This window comes from Bifidobacterium sp. LH_389, assembly GCF_056357235.1.
Window position 1 is genome coordinate 1 of the sequence record NZ_JBKEVR010000004.1, and the last position, 17,075, is coordinate 17,075.

General features: G+C 64.9%; 14 protein-coding genes. 12 read left to right on the forward strand and 2 right to left on the reverse strand.

The features are described from left to right. Positions 1–150 precede the first annotated feature (150 nt). The 9 genes from AC1AZA_RS05625 (at position 151) to AC1AZA_RS05665 (ending at position 8,672) form a co-directional block, all read left to right on the forward strand. Positions 151–1,149 (forward strand): NAD(P)-dependent oxidoreductase, encoded by a 999-nt coding sequence (locus AC1AZA_RS05625; protein ID WP_476513769.1) that lies wholly within the window; start codon positions 151–153, stop codon positions 1,147–1,149. A 2-nt stretch (positions 1,150–1,151) separates the two neighbouring features. Continuing rightward, positions 1,152–1,856, forward strand: coding sequence for an IMPACT family protein (locus AC1AZA_RS05630; protein ID WP_476513770.1), 705 nt, complete (start codon positions 1,152–1,154; stop codon positions 1,854–1,856). Between the two features lie 41 nt (positions 1,857–1,897). After that, entirely contained in the window at positions 1,898–2,560 is a 663-nt protein-coding gene (locus AC1AZA_RS05635; protein ID WP_476513771.1) for an AbrB family transcriptional regulator, read from the forward strand. A gap of 71 nt (positions 2,561–2,631) precedes the next feature. Then, complete coding sequence (gene malQ, locus AC1AZA_RS05640) at positions 2,632–4,797, forward strand: 4-alpha-glucanotransferase (RefSeq protein ID WP_476513772.1); 2,166 nt, start codon at positions 2,632–2,634, stop codon at positions 4,795–4,797. Between the two features lie 288 nt (positions 4,798–5,085). Then, the gene (gene rplM, locus AC1AZA_RS05645; RefSeq protein WP_476513773.1) at positions 5,086–5,535 is read left to right on the forward strand and encodes a 50S ribosomal protein L13; all 450 of its coding nucleotides are present in this window, start codon (positions 5,086–5,088) and stop codon (positions 5,533–5,535) included. Positions 5,536–5,558: 23 nt separating this feature from the next. After that, complete coding sequence (gene rpsI, locus AC1AZA_RS05650; RefSeq protein WP_476513774.1) at positions 5,559–6,050, forward strand: 30S ribosomal protein S9; 492 nt, start codon at positions 5,559–5,561, stop codon at positions 6,048–6,050. Between the two features lie 323 nt (positions 6,051–6,373). Then, positions 6,374–6,805 (forward strand): 50S ribosomal protein L11, encoded by a 432-nt coding sequence (rplK, locus tag AC1AZA_RS05655; RefSeq protein WP_152349708.1) that lies wholly within the window; start codon positions 6,374–6,376, stop codon positions 6,803–6,805. 16 nt (positions 6,806–6,821) lie between these two features. After that, positions 6,822–7,514, forward strand: a complete 693-nt coding sequence (gene rplA, locus AC1AZA_RS05660; protein WP_476513775.1) for a 50S ribosomal protein L1 — start codon at positions 6,822–6,824, stop codon at positions 7,512–7,514. Positions 7,515–7,655: 141 nt separating this feature from the next. Further along, a complete protein-coding gene (locus AC1AZA_RS05665; protein WP_476513776.1) occupies positions 7,656–8,672 on the forward strand; it encodes a LacI family DNA-binding transcriptional regulator in 1,017 nt (338 codons plus the stop codon). A gap of 6 nt (positions 8,673–8,678) precedes the next feature. Here AC1AZA_RS05665 and AC1AZA_RS05670 read toward each other — a convergent pair whose 3' ends face one another. Then, positions 8,679–9,380, reverse strand: a complete 702-nt coding sequence (locus AC1AZA_RS05670; protein ID WP_476513777.1) for an SGNH/GDSL hydrolase family protein — start codon at positions 9,378–9,380, stop codon at positions 8,679–8,681. A 339-nt stretch (positions 9,381–9,719) separates the two neighbouring features. On the opposite strand from AC1AZA_RS05670, the gene AC1AZA_RS05675 reads away from it, so the two are divergent. The 3 genes from AC1AZA_RS05675 (at position 9,720) to AC1AZA_RS05685 (ending at position 14,416) form a co-directional block, all read left to right on the forward strand. Further along, positions 9,720–11,006 (forward strand): ABC transporter substrate-binding protein, encoded by a 1,287-nt coding sequence (locus AC1AZA_RS05675; protein WP_476513778.1) that lies wholly within the window; start codon positions 9,720–9,722, stop codon positions 11,004–11,006. Positions 11,007–11,056: 50 nt separating this feature from the next. Continuing rightward, on the forward strand, positions 11,057–13,267 hold the full coding sequence (locus AC1AZA_RS05680; protein WP_476513779.1) for a hypothetical protein: 2,211 nt from the start codon (positions 11,057–11,059) through the stop codon (positions 13,265–13,267). A 108-nt stretch (positions 13,268–13,375) separates the two neighbouring features. Beyond that, complete coding sequence (locus tag AC1AZA_RS05685) at positions 13,376–14,416, forward strand: LacI family DNA-binding transcriptional regulator (protein WP_476513780.1); 1,041 nt, start codon at positions 13,376–13,378, stop codon at positions 14,414–14,416. Between the two features lie 4 nt (positions 14,417–14,420). Here AC1AZA_RS05685 and AC1AZA_RS05690 read toward each other — a convergent pair whose 3' ends face one another. Then, positions 14,421–16,982: a family 78 glycoside hydrolase catalytic domain gene (locus AC1AZA_RS05690; protein ID WP_476513781.1), complete on the reverse strand. Its 2,562-nt coding sequence runs from the start codon at positions 16,980–16,982 to the stop codon at positions 14,421–14,423. Between the last annotated feature and the right edge of the window lie 93 nt (positions 16,983–17,075).

Genomic DNA, 17,075 nt, shown 5'->3' on the forward strand with positions numbered 1-17,075 from the left:
TGCCGATCTTGCCTTCCATACGACAAGCCAAACAGGACCGGTACCGTTCGCGCTCATTCCCGATGAGGCACCACTAGCCATTACGCGCTCAAAAAACGTGAGTCACGTCGTGGGCCGGCAGGTTCGCCCGGCCCGACTAGGCTGGTGCGCATGAGCTTCATCGATCTGACTGCGGACCGCGCCGACCTGCCGTACGCCGTGCTGCCCAGCTGCGTGCCCGCCCTCGTGCCGGCCTACCGCAGGCGTCTGGTCAGTCTGCACGACGTATGCCGCGTGCGCATGTACGGCGATTCGATCACCGACGGCGAGGAATTTCTGCGCCGCATCGAGGGGGCGGACCTCGCGGTCATCGCCGGATTCCACATTGCCGACGACGTGCTGCGCCGGGCCGCCGACCATGTGCGCTGCATGGTGTTCAGCGGCACCGGCATCGCCAGTTTCGTTAACGTGCCGCTCGCCCGCGAGCTCGGCGTGACCCTGTGCAATGCGGAACGGTATGGGGATGCCTCCGTGGCCGAGCACACCGTGGCACTCCTGTTCGAGATCGCCCGGCGCGTGGGCCGGCAGAACGCGAGCCTGCACGCCGGCGACTGGTTCGACGAGGGCGGCATGCTCCAGCTCGAAGGACTGACGATCGGGCTGGCGGGCTTCGGCGGTGTGGCCCGGGCGGTGGCGCGCATCGCGCACGGGCTCGGCATGCAGGTGAAGGTCTGGTGCCGCCGGCCCGATCCGGCGCTGCTTGTGGCCTTCCATGCCGAGGCGGTGGATTCGCTCGACGACCTGTTTGCCGGCTGCGACGTGGTAAGTCTGCATCTGGCGCTCAACGAGCAGACGCGCGGCATGATCGGTCCGCGCGAGCTTGATCTGCTGCGTCCCGGGTCGATCCTCCTGAATACGGCCCGCGCGGAACTCATCGCCCCCGGAGCGCTCGTGGCGCGTCTGGAACGCGGCGACATTCAGGCCGGCGTGGACGTGTACGACCACGAGCCGCTTGACCCGCATGACCCGATCCTCGCGTTCGGCAACGTGGTCGCCACCCCGCACACCGCATGGAAGACGAGCCGTGCGCTGGACAACGTGGCCGCCCAGAACGCCGAGACGATCCGCGCGTTCTATGCCGGCGCGCCGAAGCACGTGGTGGTGGCCTGACCGTGGCGGCACAGAACAACGCCCAGAACGCCGCCGGTCAGGGTGCCGACCGGCAGGTCTTCACACTGCTCGACGATCCCGCCGCGCCCGCCCATGATGCGCTGGTGGAGAAGAAATCCGAATTCATCGGCGACGCCTGCCATGTCGATTCGCTGGACGAGGCGATCGCCTTCGTGCAGTCCGTGCGCGACCGGCATCCCAAGGCGCGGCACGTGGCGTACGCAGCGATCTGCGGCGGGGCGGACGGCCGGCAGTCCGAGCGCATGAGCGACGACGGCGAACCCTCCGGCACCGCGGGCAAGCCGATTCTCGACGTGCTGCGCCAGAGCGGGCTGACGGATACGGCCATCGCCGTCACGCGGTACTTCGGCGGCATTCTGCTCGGCTCGGGCGGGCTCATCCGCGCGTATTCGTCGGCCGCATCGCTGGCGGTGAAGGCTGGTCGGCTTGCGCGCATCGAGGCGTGCCGGCGCTACCGGGTGGCCGTCTCCTACCCGCAGCTCGGCGGACTGCAGCAGATTCTGGCCTCCGTGGACGCCCGTACCGCCGACGAGACCTACACGGACACGGTGAGCATGGTGGCTGAGGTGCCGGCCGGGCAGTGCGAACGGTTCGAGTTGCGCGTGCGGGAGGCGTTCAACGCGGCCGTGACGCCGGAGCCGCTCGACATGGTCAACCGGCCCGTGCCCTTGGAGTCTGCGGGCTGAGTCTGCGGGCTGAGCGGGCGGCGGGTGCTATGTTGGGTGGCATGACCGATTCCGATGCTTCCGCCAACGCAGCCCAGCCCGCTGCCGAGGACACCCTGCCGGACGACTTCGAGCCGCTGACCGCCACCTATGAGCGTCTGCGTCACTCCACCGACCCTGCCGAGCTGAGCGAATTCGCGCGTACGCCGCTGCCGGACCGCGCCGATCAGGCCGCGTTCTCCCGCGCCACGGCACTGCTGGAGGCGGTGGCCGGCAACGCCCACACCCCGGTGGAGGACCGCGTGTTCCTAGGCGAGACCATGCCGTTCCCGAACGTGCTCGTCAAGCTTTCGAGCGACCCGGAGGCGAGCGTGCGCCGGGCCGTGGCCGCCAACACGGCGGACAAGAACTGGCTGGTCGGCCGGCTCACCAAGGATCCGGTGCCCGAGGTGCGCGACGCGGCGCTGCTCAACCCGCGCACGTCGTGGAAGATGCGGCTCGAAGGGGCGCAGAATCCCGACGCGGACGAGCAGACCCTCGACTTCCTGTCCAAGCTGGGCGTGGAGCTGGAACCGGACGCCCCGGCCGTGCTCTCCTCCATGGTCCGCCGGGCCGTGGCCGCCAATCCGAACGCCTCCCGTGCCACGCGCGAGCGACTGGCCGGGGACGCCAGCGCCGAGGTGGCCCGTTGCGCCAGACGGCATCTGGGTGCCCAGGCGGCCTGAACGGGAATCGTTCTCGCGCTGTTCATCCTACGGGCTGGCCTGTCGCCCGCAGGTGGAGCTAGACTGGCGGTATGAGTGAACATCGTGAATCCCGCGAACGCCTGGAGCGTCCGCTCATCCGTCTCGCCAAAGCCGTCGGGGTGGCCACGTCCTATGTGGGCATGAGCAACGATTACCATGAGATCGCCGACGACGTGCTCGTCTCCGTGTTGTCCGCGCTGGGCATCGACGCCTCCAACGACATGGCCATCGACACGTCCCTCAAGACCCTGCTCGACGATCGTCACCGCCGTCTGGTCGCGCCCACCGTGCTGCACATCGAGGGCAGTGAGTCCAAGGTGCTCGTGCATGTGGGCGTGTTCGACATTCCGCACGCCACCATCACCCTGGAGGACGGCACCGAATATGCCGGCGCGATCGAACCGGACGCCGGCGACGGCTCCCCGGCCTACTGGATGGACGATACGTTCGTGACCACTGCGTCCGTAGTCATCCCCGCGGACCTGCCGATCGGCTACCACACGCTGCACGTGACCGTGGGGGAGCGCACCGAGGACGCCGTGCTCATCAGCGCGCCGAAGCGCATCGAGATGCCCGCCGCCATGAAGGAGCATCGCCTGTGGGGATGGATGGCGCAGATCTACTCCATCCGCTCGCACGAATCGTGGGGCGTGGGCGACTTCGCGGATCTGGCGACCATGCTCGCGGACGCGAAGACCAGAACCGGTGCCGACTTCATGCTCATCAACCCGGTGCACGCCGGCGAGCCGGTCACCCCGCTCACCCCCTCGCCGTACCTGCCGATCTCACGCACGTTCCTCAACTTCACGTACATCCGTCCCGAGGCGATCGCGGAATACGGCCTGCTCGGCGAGGAGTCCCGCACCCACGTGGCCCAGCTGCACGACTCGGTGCGTCCGCTCAACGAGAACGCCGACCACATCGACCGCGACGCTATGTGGGCCGCGAAGATGCAGGCCCTGTGGATCATCTTCAAGGCCGGCCGCTCGCCGGAGCGTCAGGCCGCGTTCGACGCCTACAAGCACAGCCGCGGCGAAGGGCTGGAAGCCTACGCCACGTGGTGCCTCGCCTACGACAAGTGGGGCGCTCCCGCCGACTCGCCGTCCTCGTGGTTCCGCACCACTGACCGCAATTCGCAGCAGGTGCAGGAACTGCGCGACCGCTACCCGGACACCCTGGACTTCTACCGCTGGCTCGAATGGATCGCCACCGAGCAGCTCGCCGCCGCGCAGCATGCCGCGGGCGAGGCCGGCATGGCGCTCGGCGTGATGGCGGACATGGCCGTGGGCGTGCACCCGCTCGGCGCGGACGTGTGGTGGAACCCCGACCGGTACGCCAAGGGTGCCACCGTGGGCGCCCCGCCGGACATGTTCAACCAGCAGGGGCAGGACTGGAGCCAGCCGCCGCTGAGCCCCATCTCGTTGGAGCGCACCGGCTACGAGGCGTACCGCGAGATGGTGCACGCCATGTTCGCCCAGGCCGGCGCACTGCGCATCGACCACATCCTCGGTCTGTTCCGCCTGTGGTGGGTTCCTGCCGGCAAGGGCGCCAAGAACGGCACCTACGTGACATACGATTCCGCCGTCATGCTGGGCATTCTGGCCCTCGAGGCCGCGCGCGCCCACGGCGTGGTGGTGGGCGAGGATCTGGGCGTGGTGCCCGAGCACGTGGCGTCCTCGCTCGCCTCGCACGGCGTGCTGGGCTGCGCGGTGGAATGGTTCGAGCAGCGGGACGGCTCGTTCCGCGACCCGCGCAAGTGGCGCGAGATGGCGCTCGCTTCGGTGGACGTGCACGACATGCCGCCGTGCGCCGGTTATCTGCAGTACGAGCACGTCAAGGTGCGCGCCGAGCTGAGCCTGCTGGAGGGGCCGGTCGAGGAGTTCCAGGCGTCCGCCGAACGCGAACAGAAGGCCATGCTGCGCATGCTCGTCAACGGCGGGTGGGCGTCCCCCGAATGTGCGCAGGACGTGCCGGGCCATCTGCGTGAGATCGTCGAGGGCATGTACCGCGCGCTCACGGCCTCGCCGTGCAAGCTGCTGGCCGCCGCGATCGTGGACGGCGTGGGGGAGACCCGCACGCAGAACCAGCCGGGCACCAACAACGAGTACCCGAACTGGCGAGTTCCGCTGGCGGACGGCGAAGGCAGACCGGTGCCGGTAGAGGGGCTGTTCGACCGCGAGGGCATGCAGTCGCTGGCCCGTGTGCTCAACGCGTAAGACTGGGATCGTAAGGCTCGGCCCGGACCCGTGGCTTTCCCATGCCGCGATCATGCCCATCGGCGTGTCGCGGCATGGGCCGTGTTTGCCCAATGTCAAGGGTGGCGATACAATAGACGATTGTTGTGTTTCCCTAAGGGGTCCTTCAAAGCGCTTTCCCACTCGCCATCGAGGACTTTCAGGGAGCCCACGGATAATGAGGCCGACGCCTCCCGGTCCGCACGTCCTAACCACACGTACGCCGGGCAGCCGAAGCCCGGAACACAATAGTCAAGAAAAGGTACAACAGTGAAGACTTTCACTCCGAAGCCAGCTGATCTGAGCCACGACTGGTACATCATCGACGCCACCGACGTGGTGCTGGGCCGTCTGGCCACCCAGGTCGCCACGCTGCTGCGCGGCAAGAACAAGCCGACCTTCGCCCCCCATGCCGATTCCGGCAACTTCGTCGTGGTCATCAACGCGGGCAAGATCGCGCTGACCGGCGACAAGATGGGCAAGGAACTCTACGCTCACTCCGGTCGTCCCGGCGGTCTGCGCCGCGACACCTATGCCGAGCTGCTCGCCAACAAGCCCGAGCGCATCATCATGAGCGCCGTCAAGGGCATGCTGCCGAAGAACCGCCTGTCCAAGGTCCAGCTTGGCCGCCTGCGTGTGTTCGCCGGCGAGGAGCACCCGCACACCCCGCAGAAGCCTCAGGTCTTCGAGATCGCCCAGGTCTCGCAGCAGGCCAAGTGAGAACCGAAGGGAGATAAGACATCATGGCTGAAAACACCAACGATTCCGCGGTTCTCGAGACCGAGGAGGAGCTCACCAGCTACTCCACCGAGACCAACGCCGGCGCCGGCACCGGCACCTCTGCGATCGCTCCGGGCTACGGCACCGGCCGTCGCAAGGAAGCCGTCGCCCGTGTCCGCCTGATCCCGGGCACCGGCAAGTGGACCGTCAACGGTCGCACCCTGGAAGAGTACTTCCCGTCCCGTCTGCACCAGCGCGAGGTCAACTCCCCGATCGTGCTCCTCAAGCTTGAGGGCAAGTTCGATGTGGTCGTCCTCGTTGACGGCGGCGGTGTGACCGGTCAGGCCGGCGCCATCCGCCTCGGCGTGGCCCGCGCTCTGAACCAGATCGACCGCGACGCCAACCGCGCCGCCCTGAAGAAGGCCGGCATGCTGACCCGTGACGCCCGCGTCGTCGAGCGCAAGAAGGCAGGTCTGCACAAGGCCCGTCGCGCCCCGCAGTTCTCCAAGCGTTAATGCTCGGAGCTGCACAGGCAGCAACGCATACGGCAGAACCCCGTGGAGCTTCGGCTCTGCGGGGTTCTCGTGTCTTCGGCGGCCATCCGGTGGCTCGGTGGCTCGGTGGCTCGGCGGACCGCGGCGCCATGGCCGTTGGCGGCATTGGCGTCGGCGTGTCGGGCGTGGCAATCCTGTCCGAGCGCAGGGGCATAATAGGAAAGCTTGTGTCTGGAGGGGTGACCCGCTAGCACAGCACCAGCAATGCACGTTGCGGGAGGAGCTCGCTCGCCCTTGGCGGGTGTTCGCCGTCTTACCGCTTCATAGAAAGAAGAACCAACAGCATGGCTCCCAAGAAGAAAGTCACCGCGCTGATCAAGCTGCAGATTCAGGCCGGCAAGGCCAACCCGGCCCCGCCGCTGGGTCCTGCGCTGGGTTCGCATGGCGTCAACATCATGGACTTCTGCAAGGCGTACAACGCCCAGACGCAGGACAAGATGGGCCAGGTGATCCCTGTTGAGATCACGGTGTACGAAGATCGTTCCTTCACCTTCATCCTCAAGACCCCGCCGGCAGCGGCTCTGCTGCTCAAGGCTGCGGGCATCCAGAAGGGCACCGAGAACCCGCTGACCCACAAGGTCGGCTCTGTCACCAAGGATCAGGTCCGCGAGATCGCGCAGATCAAGATGGAAGACCTGTCCGCCCGTGACATCGAGGCCGGCATGAAGATCATCGAGGGCACCGCCCGCTCCATGGGCATCACGGTTACCGACTGAGAGAGGAGAAGGACTGATGGTTAAGCGTTCCAAGAAGTACCGCGAGGCGGCCGAGAAGATCGACCGCAACAACCTGTACACCGCCTACGAGGCCATTGCCCTGCTCAAGAGCATGCCGGCCTACAACTTCGACCAGACCGTCGAAGCCGTGTACCGTCTGAACGTGGATCCGCGCAAGGCCGACCAGCTGGTCCGCGGCACGGTGAACCTGCCCCACGGCACCGGCAAGACCGTGCGCGTGGCCGTGTTCGCCCGTGGCCCGAAGGCCACCGAGGCCACCGAGGCCGGCGCCGACATCGTCGGTGATGACGACCTGATCGCCAAGGTGCAGGATGGCTTCCTCGACTTCGATGCCGTGGTCGCCACCCCGGACATGATGGGCAAGGTCGGCCGTCTGGGCCGTGTGCTCGGTCCCCGCGGCCTCATGCCGAACCCGAAGACCGGCACCGTGACCATGGACGTGGCCAAGGCCGTCGCCGACATCAAGGGCGGCAAGATCGAGTTCCGCGTGGACAAGCACGGCAACCTGAGCTTCCTCGTGGGCAAGATGTCCTTCGATGAGAAGGCTCTGGACGAGAACTTCAAGGCCGTGGCCGACGAGGTCAAGCGCCTCAAGCCCGCCACCGTGAAGGGCCGTTACATCACCAAGGTGACCGTCACCTCCACGATGAACCCCGGCGTTCCGGTCGACCCGAACACCCTCGCCTGAGTCTGATTCGCTCAGCATCTGATCTCGGCCGTTCATCGGCTTTGCAAGGAGCCCGGTTCCGCATTCCCGCGGGGCCGGGCTTTCCGCATATATGCCGGACCGTACAATGGGAAGGATGTCGGCAATGGAAAGGCGGATGGGATGGTGACGTCGGAGGAAGTGGCGCAGCGCGCCGGGGTGTCGCGTGCGACCGTATCGTACGTGATGAGCGGCAAGCGCACGATCTCCGAAAAAACGCGGCAGAGGGTGCTGCGCGCGATGGACGAGCTGGGCTACTATCCCAATGCGAACGCCCGCGCTTTGGCCGGCCATCGCTCCGGCGTGATCGGCGTGGTCTCGCGCTTCGACGAGGGCGTGCAGATGCCCGAATTCATGCCGTTCTTCTCCGCGATCCTGTCTACCGCGCGCAAACGCGGCTACGACGTGATTCTGGTGCCCGGCGACGAGGGCGTGGAGGGCATCCGGCGCATGGTCGGCCAATCGTTGGTGGACGGTGTGCTGCTGTTCGACATCCGTAAGCATGACGACCGTTTGGCACCGCTCGCCGCGATGAATGTGCCGGCCGTTCTCATCGGCACCACGGACGATGCACACGGATTGGCCTGCGTGGATGTGGATTACGTGCGGGTTGCTCGTCTGGCCGTCGACGAGGCGGCGGATTGCGGTGCCGATCGCGTGCTTCTGGTGGTCGATCGCCGCCCGATTGTCGACGAGTTCCCGTTCGCCGCCACCTTCGAGGAGGTGTGCGAGCAGCGTGCACATGAACGCGGTCTCTCGTGCGAGGTCTTCCGCCCACAGACGCTGGGATGGAAGGGCTTCCATCCGCTGGCCGGGGTGCTGAAGCGCTCCGCTGCGTCCTGTCGATGCGTCGTGGTGACGCGTACGCCGCGTCAACTGGATTGGACGTTGCAGCTTATGCTGGAGCAGGGCATCCGCCCGGGCGCGGACATGGCCGTGATCGGTGTGTCCGTGGATGCGTTCGCCACCTCGCTCAGGGTGGACGTGACCAATGTGAATCCGCATCACGAGTGTGTGGCCGCCCGGGCGACCGATGAACTGATCGACATCATCGACGGCAAGACTATCGCACAGCCAGTCGCGCTGATCGAACCGGAATTGCACCGCCGTGCCACGACGGTGGGGTTCGGGCGCCCGTAGCCCGCATCAGGCCAATGCGTTGGAGGGCGCGTCGACCGGGAACTCGGCGAACAGGTCGGGGCGACGGGCGATGGCCTCGTTGGTTAGCCGCTCAATTTCGTCGGCGATGGCGATGTACCCGTATGCGGAGAAATGACCGTTGAGCCGGTATCGCTGATCGTCGAGCGTGACTGCCGATTCGCGGGATACGTCGATGAGCACGCATCGGTCGTATGACCCGGCAATGGCTCGGATCGTGTCGCCATAGGCACCTTCGTCCGTGCGGGAGTACAGTGTGCAGCACATGATGACCGAATGCGGGGCGAAATCCCCCACGGTTTCGATGATCCGGCGGTAGTGACCGGCGAAGGTGCCGGCGGTCGGATCGTCGTCGGCGTCGCCCAGCGGGTAGCAGTCGCGGAACCGATCGTTGGTGCCGAGTGCAAGGTAGTAGCCGTCGCGCGGTATGGATTCGCCGGTAAGTTCGCCAAGGAACCGGTCAAGCCAATCGGCGCAAGTGAGTCCGCCGCTACTGAAGCATCGGTAATCAATGCCGTATTTGCGGGAAATGTGCGCCAGCCAGGAGAATCGAGGGCGATCAAGGTATGCCTTCGTGCCGTCTTCCCTGACGATTTCAATCTCGCCGGATGCGAGGCTGTCGCCGATCATACCGAGGGAGTTGAACATGCGGATCAGTCCGGAGTGAGGAATGTCGGTGGTGATAGTCATGTCGTTTCCTTGTGCTTCATGTCCCGGTCGCGTGCCTACGGGCGGATTCGGACGGTGGTCTCGTTTATGGTTCCGGCGCGCCAATGCCGATCCGGAAGTATTGGCAATTCAATAGTTTACGCGCGTCAATAATGTGTGCAATCGGACACGCCGTGCGAGGTGTTGCCCCCATTGGGTTTCGATACATCGTCGGCGTGCTGCAAAAAGGATAGTTTGTGTGACGAAAGCCTTTGTGTTACATTAGTTTACGCGCGTCAACGAAGACGTGTTCCAACAACGTAAGGAGAGACCATGAACTGCCATTCACTCCCGTCTATGTTCCGTACGGTTACCGCCGTCGTGGCTGCTGCAACGATGGTCGCCACAACGGCGGCCTGCGGCAACGCCGGTTCGGGTGGCACCGCCGCGGCATCCGACGTCAAGCCCTCGGACGGCGACGTGACCCTGCGCATCAACTGGTGGGGTTCCGACGCGCGCGTCAAGCTCACCGAACAGGCCATCGAAGGTTTCGAGAAGGCTCATCCGAATATCAAGGTGGAGACCGAATATACCGACTGGGGCGGCTACTGGGACAAGCTCGCCACCCATGCGGCCGGCGGCGACATGTCCGACGTGGTCCAGATGGACGAGATGTACCTCGCATCCTACGCCTCACAGGGGTCGCTGTACGACCTGGGCAAAGTGACCGATTACCTTGATCTGAACCAGATGTCGCCGTCGCTTAAGGGTACCGGCACGTACCAGGGCGCTCAGTATGCGGCCCCTATCTCCTCCGCGGCCTACGCGATCATCGTCAACAACGATGTGCTGGACAAGTACGGAGTCACCTTACCGGACACCAGCACGTGGACGTGGGACGACTTGGTCAAGGTATGCGAACAGATCGTGGAGCGCAGTGGCGGCGAAGTTACCGGGATCCCCGCCATGGTTGATAGCTCCGGACTGACGCAATGGGCGCGCCAGCACGGTGAGGAGCTGTTCAAGGACGGCAGAGTCGCCATCAGCGAAAAGACGCTGGCGGAGTTCCTGCAAATGGCCTACGACTGGACGCACGGCACCGAGATCTCCGGCAGTCCCGATCGCTGGTCCGAACCGGCCACGCAGGATCAAAGTGACTTCGCACAGAACAAGCAGGCCATGATTTTGGCTCAGGCGGCCATGATCACATCCAATGCGAAGATGGCCGGCACCGACAACATGTCGCTGGTACCGATCCCGTCCGTCGACCCGACTAGGAAGTCGGCGTACCTGAAGCCCAGCCAGTACTGGACGATCTCCGCCAAAACCGAACACCCGGCCGAGGCGGCCATGCTCATCGACTACCTCATCAACAACGAGGATGCGGGCAAGATCCTCGGCACCGAGCGCGGTATGCCCGGTAATGACAAGATTCGTGAGGAGCTGGCCAAGTCCGCCACCGGCACCGACAAGAAGGCCATCGAATTCCAGGACGTGATCGAAGACAAGCTCGGCAATGCCCCGGAGATCACGCCCAACGGCGGCTCCGATATCATGAACGTCACCAAGCGTTACGCCCAGCAAGTCGCCTTCGGACAGAAGACCGCCGATCGGGCCGCCAAGGACATGATCGCCGAGTTGCAGAGCAGCATCGACTCGGCCGCCTGACGTGATCGGATAACGGAAGCGATGGAATGAGGGGAAGGAAGACAACGGCGATGACAGGCAACGACATGACACTGCGATGCGGCGGTGCCGGGGCCGTGACGATCGATCGTGCGACCGGCGCCCCGGTGCGCATCGCCCGCAACGGCCGGGAATACCTGCTGGACCCTGCCTTGCCGTGTCATACGGCGTCACACTACTGGGGTGCCGGGTATGCCGTGACCGATCTCGGTGCGGCGCAGTGGGCCACGGCCGACGAGTGGTCGTTCGATGCCGGGGTGCAGATCCAGACGCTGCGGTTCGGCCTTGTCCCGACCGGCTTGTCTCTCGCGGTCGAGCGGCGCATCGGTGGCGGTGACGGTGATGGCGGTGTCGTGATGCGTGAGCGCTATGTGTGGCGCAACGTGACGGACCGGCCGGTGCGCATCACGGCGCTTGGCGTGGAAACCCCGTGGAACGATCGGTATCCGTCCGCCCGCGAAGCGCTGGACCACTGCGTCAACGCGCACGTTTTCGCCGGCGGCGAATGCGCATGGGCGTTGGCCGAACCGATGAACGGCGGCGGTGCGCGGCTCGGGCTCATCGTGCGCGAAGGTGCGGTCAACGCCTACTCCGTCGAATCGCGCAACAACAGTACGCTGTCCAACGTGCGCGGCCATCTGGCGATGCAGGTCACCGACCGGGCGCGCAACCCGGAGGCCTTCGGCGGCCAGCCGGTGATCGAACTGGGTGCGGGGGAGTCCTATGCGCTTGCCTGGGATCTGGGCTGGTACGCGGATGACGAGGTGTTCCTTGCCAACGCGATGGGCGGACTGCGGTTCGACGCCGTGACTGCACCGGTCGGCGGACGGATCGAGGTACGCTGTCCAGATTCGTCTGTTCCGGCCCGTTCAATCGATTGCGATGGCGATGGCGGTGACGGCCGCACGGGGAATATGGGGCGTGCGGGGAAGTCTGACGGGCCGTCCCCCGGTCCATCCGGGCCATGCGTCCGCCCTTTGACCGCCGGATTGCATGTGAGCGCGCCGGCGATCGAGGATGACAATAACGATGGCCGGTCCATTACGCTCGTTGCCGATAAACCGGGCATGTACCGGCTGGAGGCCACGGATGTAAACGGTCGACGTATGCGCACCGAAGTGCTGTTCCATGAGTCACTGCGGAATGTGATCGCCTCCCGCGCGCGTTACATCCTCGCACATCAGCGGGCCGTGGACCGTCCGGGCAACCTTGCAGGGGCGTTCCTGCCCGTGGACACGCGCACCGGACTGCGCATCGACGCCGGCGGCTGGTCCGACTGGTCCGACGGATCCGAGCGCATCGGCATGGCCGTCATGCTGCAGCGAGCCTGGAACGTGGGCATGCTGCCGGCCGATCTGCGTGGCGACGTGCGGCACGCCCTTGACGATTGGAGCGCATTCGCCCGAGAGTACCTCATCGACGATTCCGGGGCGATCCGCCGCGGCTCGTTCCAGCCGTCGAGTGCGTTCGGTGGCCGCATTTACGACAGTCCGTGGATGGCCTCACTGTTCTGTGCGCGGCATCGGATGACCGGCGACGCTGCGGATCTCGACATGGCCGTGCGCATCATGCGGCGGGCGAACGAACTCGGGGCGGAACGATTCCTGGCGATCGGCTATGCGGAAACGACGGAGGAACTGGTCGAACTGCTTGCCGCCGCCGGTCGGAAGACGGATGGGGATTCGTTGTGTGCCTCGCTGCTGCGCAGTGCCGAGCATTTCCTGACACTGGGCCGTGATCTTCCCGCCCACGAGGTGAGCTACGAGCAGTCCATGGTGGCGCCCTTGGTCAGCCTGCTCATCGGTGCGTGGCGGCTCACCGGCGAGATGTGCTATCTCGACGGCGTCCGAGAACGTCTGCCCTGGCTGCTGTCGTTCGGCGGGCCGCAACCTGACGCGCGCCTGTGCGGCGTGGCGATCCGCCACTGGGACGGCTACTGGTTCGGCATGCGGCGGCAATACGGCGACGTGTTCCCCCACTACTGGAGCGCGCTGACCGCAGCGGTCCTCGCCCGGCTGCCTCGCGAACTCGCCACCCCGCGCACCGACGACCTTGCCATGGCGATCATGCGCGCCAATATGGCCAACTACCACCCGGACGGCACCGCCACCTGCGCGTTCGTGTTCCCCTCCAGCGTGGACGGCATGCCCGCCCACGCCGCCGACCCGCTCGCCAACGACCAGGACTGGCATCTTGCCATCTGGCTGCATCTCGTCGCGCGCGAGGGTTTTCCGGAGGGATAGGGTGTGGGCGTTGTGGGCGCCACGGCGCTTTCCTTAAATTGCGCAAATATGAATTATGAGGTATTGCGTAGACCGTAACACACATTCTCCAGATTAAGGGTTTCAATTATGAACGCATCACAGCATCCGCAGGAGAATGGCAAATCGCCCACCATCAGGGACGTGGCCCGGGTTGCGGGGGTATCCGCGTCCGCCGTTTCGAAGGTTCTGCGCAACGCCTACGGCGTCAGCGACGACATGCGCGCCAAGGTCACTTTTGCGGCGCAAATGCTGGGATACCGTCCCAAGATTGCGGCCAGAGCTCTGCGCGGCAGATCCTATTCCATCGGCGTGCTGACTCCGGGACTTGGCCCGTTCCCCACGCAGATAGCGCAGGAGGTTGATCGTTATTTCTCCGCGACGCAGTACCAGACCATCATCGCGATTTACGGGGGCACGGGGCGCGATGAAACGGAGAAACTCGAATCGATGCTGGATCGCAATGTGGATGGTCTCATCCTCATCACCCCTCATATTGATGTTGAGCGGCTTGAACGGCTTGGCGAGACATTGCCCTTGGTCCTTGTCTCTCGCAATGGCAGGGGGTCTCACTTCGATTCGGTCACGGATGACGGATTTGCCGGTGCGACGGCGATGGTCGACTATCTGACGGGCCTCGGGCACCGTGACATCGTCTATATCTCCCAGCCAGACGGAGGGCTTGAGCCTCCGTACGTGCTGTCTTCCAGCGCAAGGGAAGAGGGGTATGTGCAGGCTATGTATGCACATGGGCTGAAGCCCAAGGTGGTGAATGCGTCATATTCCGAGGAAGGTGGGTATCGTGCGGGATGTGCAATTCTGGATGCGGGGGAGCCCGTCACCGCCGTGTTCGCAGGTGCGGATGTCGCGGCGTTCGGCGTGATGCGTGCCGCGTGGGAGCGTCGCATTGACGTTCCCGGCTCGCTCACCGTCGTCGGATATGACAACGTGTTTGCGGCTGGTCTGCATGGCGTGGACCTTACCACGATCGATCAGTCGAGCGTGGGCATGGGGGATATGGCCGCGCGTCTGCTCGCCGAACGTCTCGGCGGACGTGCGGAGGCGCGCTACGAGGTCGTTGCGCCGAGACTCGTGGTGCGGGGCACGGGTGCGGCCCCGCGTGCGGTGTAGCGCGCTACGCCGTTTCTCCATGCCAATGGAAGGTGCCTTGCCCGCTGGCCGTCGTGATGCGTCCCCCCGGCAAATGCACGGTAGCCTGAACATTCGCCGGAACGGTGGCTTCCAGATCGATGCCGCCGTTGCCGTCGCGCTTCCAGCGAACCTTGGCCAGACCGTATGGAGTCAGATGGCTGGCTTCGGCATGGTCGAGTCCGGGAAAATAAATCGGATCGATCGTGATCTCGCGCCAGCCTGGCGCGCAGGGACGCAGGCCGGCGATCGAACGCGTCATCCAGTCCGCTACCGCACCGAGCGCGTAATGGTTGAAACTGGTCATGCTGCCGGGGTTGATCGAACCGTCCGGCAGCATGGAATCCCAGCGTTCCCACATTGTCGTTGCCCCCATGGCAACTTGGTACAGCCATGAGGGGCATGCCGTTTGCGTGAGCAGTCGGAACGCCGTGTCTGCGTGCCCGGTCCGGGTCAGTGCGTCGCAGATGATCGGCGTACCGACGAAGCCGGTGGCGATCCGATGTCCTGCTTCCGTCACGAGCCTTGTGAGGCGTTCGCCCGCCAGCGCCTCGAGCCGCGTATCCTCGAGCAGATCCCACTGGATCGCCAGAGCATACACGGTCTGTGCGTCCGATGCGATGCGTCCATCCGCGTCCACGTAGGCATTGCGGAACGCCCTGCGTATTTCGGCGGCCAGCGTCCCGTAGTGTTTGGTCGTGGCCTCGTCGCCGATCGTGTGTGCAGCTTGCGAAACGATGGCGGCGCAGCGGGCGAAGCATCCGGTGGCCACTACGTCGGGATTGGCCACAGCTTGGAACGGGTTTTCTGGTGGTGCGGTCGGATCAAGCCAATCGCCGTACTGGAATCCGCCGGTCCACAAGTGGGATTGCCCGGCTATCGCGTCCATACAATCCACCCATGCGCGCATGCTGCTGATCTGTCGGCGCAAGACAGTCTCATCGCCTGTGGCAAGATACACGTTCCACGGCACGACGACCGCCGCATCCCCCCATGCGCAGGCCGGAGGGTCCACTTGTCCCGCGTTTGGCTCGGGAATCACATGGGGGACCCCTCCATCCGCGTACTGCTCCGTAGCAAGGTCACGCAGCCAGGAGATCAAGAGCCCGGATGCGTCGAACAGATACAGGGCGGTGGGGCTGAACACCTGAATGTCACCGGTCCAGCCGAGACGCTCGTCGCGTTGCGGGCAGTCGGTGGGGATGTCGGTAAAGTTCGAACGAGTGCTCCATATGACGTTGCTGAACAGTTGATTGAGTCGATCGTCCGAGCAGGAGAACCAGCCGCGGCGCTCCATGTCGGTGCCGACTACTACCGTTTCGATGTCTTCGGCACGCAGATCGGGTACGCCGTTCACTTCGGCATAGCGGAATCCGTGCAAGGTGAAAACCGGTTCGAGGGCGCATTCGTCGGGGCCAGCGAGGATGTGTTCGTCGGTGGCTTTTGCGCCGCGCAGGGGACGGACGCCGAGTTCGCCATGCTCGAGTACCTCGGCGTGGCGGACGGACACCCGTGCGCCTGCGGCTAGATCGCGTACTCGCAGACGCACCCAGCCGACCGCGTTCTGGCCGAAGTCAACCAACGTGCGTCCTCCGGGGGATGTCCATATGCGTTGCGCCGGCAGAATGCCGGTCCTGCGCATCACGGGGCCGTCCGGGGCGACCAAGTCGACGGCGCCGCCGGCATCCGCATCGCCTACGATCTCAACAGGGGCGGGATGATGGGTGATGGAGGTATGGCGCAGATCGATGGTGGTGCCGTTGTACAGCGAATTGGCTATGACGCCGCTTTCCATTGCATGCCAGGAGTCGTCCGTGGCGATGACGACACGACTTCCGTCCTTGCAGGCGACTTCCAGCTGGGCAAGCAGTGCGAGCCGATTTCCATAGCGTTCCGGAATGTTGTCCCATTTCAGGTTGCCTCGCCACCAGCCGTCGCCCAACGTTGCGGCGATGTGATTCTCTCCCTGATGCACCGCATCGGTTACATCGAATGTGCGGTAGCGGATGCGATGCCTGTAAGACGTCCACCCCGGGTCCAGCACGGAATCGCCGACGGGGCAGTCGTTGACAGTCGCACCGAACAGACCCTGCGCCGTGATGTACAGTCTGGCGCGGACGGGTTCGGATTCAAGCCGGAAATCCGTGAATACCGTGGGCGCAGGTTGCCCGAACGCGCCGATGCTTGCCGGGGAAACGAAGGCAGCTTTCCAATCCGAGCGCTCGAGCAGCCCCTCCTCTACGGTTGCCGGCTCGCTCCAGTCGCTCCACAAGCCATCGTTTCCCGCCACTCGCACGCGTACCGTGGCACGTTCCCGGGAGATGAGCGGGGTGTCTGGCCAGGAAATCAGTGCTCGTTCGGGGGAATGCGTCGCGAACGTCTGCGGACGTCCGTCTCCGCGCGCAATCTCGATGGCGTAGGCGGACTGTGCAAATCCCTCCGGTGCAGATTCGACGCGCCATGAGATCCGCGGTTCGGGGTTGCCGATGCCGAGGATCTCCGGTGCTGGATTCCAATGCTCGAATGCAATGTCGGTGACGGTGACCATGGTCGCGCTCCTTTGCGGATGGTGGGTGCGTCCTACCCTATGCTCCGTTAGTGTATAACGGTCTACACTTTTTGGCAAATCCACCGCATAACT

Excerpts from the sequence above, each read along its gene's own strand:
- AC1AZA_RS05625 (WP_476513769.1), top strand. The coding sequence starts at position 151 with ATGAGCTTCATCGATCTGACTGCGGACCGCGCCGACCTGCCGTACGCC.
- AC1AZA_RS05635 (WP_476513771.1), top strand. The coding sequence starts at position 1,898 with ATGACCGATTCCGATGCTTCCGCCAACGCAGCCCAGCCCGCTGCCGAG.
- malQ (WP_476513772.1), top strand. The coding sequence starts at position 2,632 with ATGAGTGAACATCGTGAATCCCGCGAACGCCTGGAGCGTCCGCTCATC.
- rpsI (WP_476513774.1), top strand. The coding sequence starts at position 5,559 with ATGGCTGAAAACACCAACGATTCCGCGGTTCTCGAGACCGAGGAGGAG.
- rplK (WP_152349708.1), top strand. The coding sequence starts at position 6,374 with ATGGCTCCCAAGAAGAAAGTCACCGCGCTGATCAAGCTGCAGATTCAG.
- rplA (WP_476513775.1), top strand. The coding sequence starts at position 6,822 with ATGGTTAAGCGTTCCAAGAAGTACCGCGAGGCGGCCGAGAAGATCGAC.
- AC1AZA_RS05665 (WP_476513776.1), top strand. The coding sequence starts at position 7,656 with ATGGTGACGTCGGAGGAAGTGGCGCAGCGCGCCGGGGTGTCGCGTGCG.
- AC1AZA_RS05670 (WP_476513777.1), bottom strand. The coding sequence starts at position 9,380 with ATGACTATCACCACCGACATTCCTCACTCCGGACTGATCCGCATGTTC.
- AC1AZA_RS05680 (WP_476513779.1), top strand. The coding sequence starts at position 11,057 with ATGACAGGCAACGACATGACACTGCGATGCGGCGGTGCCGGGGCCGTG.
- AC1AZA_RS05685 (WP_476513780.1), top strand. The coding sequence starts at position 13,376 with ATGAACGCATCACAGCATCCGCAGGAGAATGGCAAATCGCCCACCATC.
- AC1AZA_RS05690 (WP_476513781.1), bottom strand. The coding sequence starts at position 16,982 with ATGGTCACCGTCACCGACATTGCATTCGAGCATTGGAATCCAGCACCG.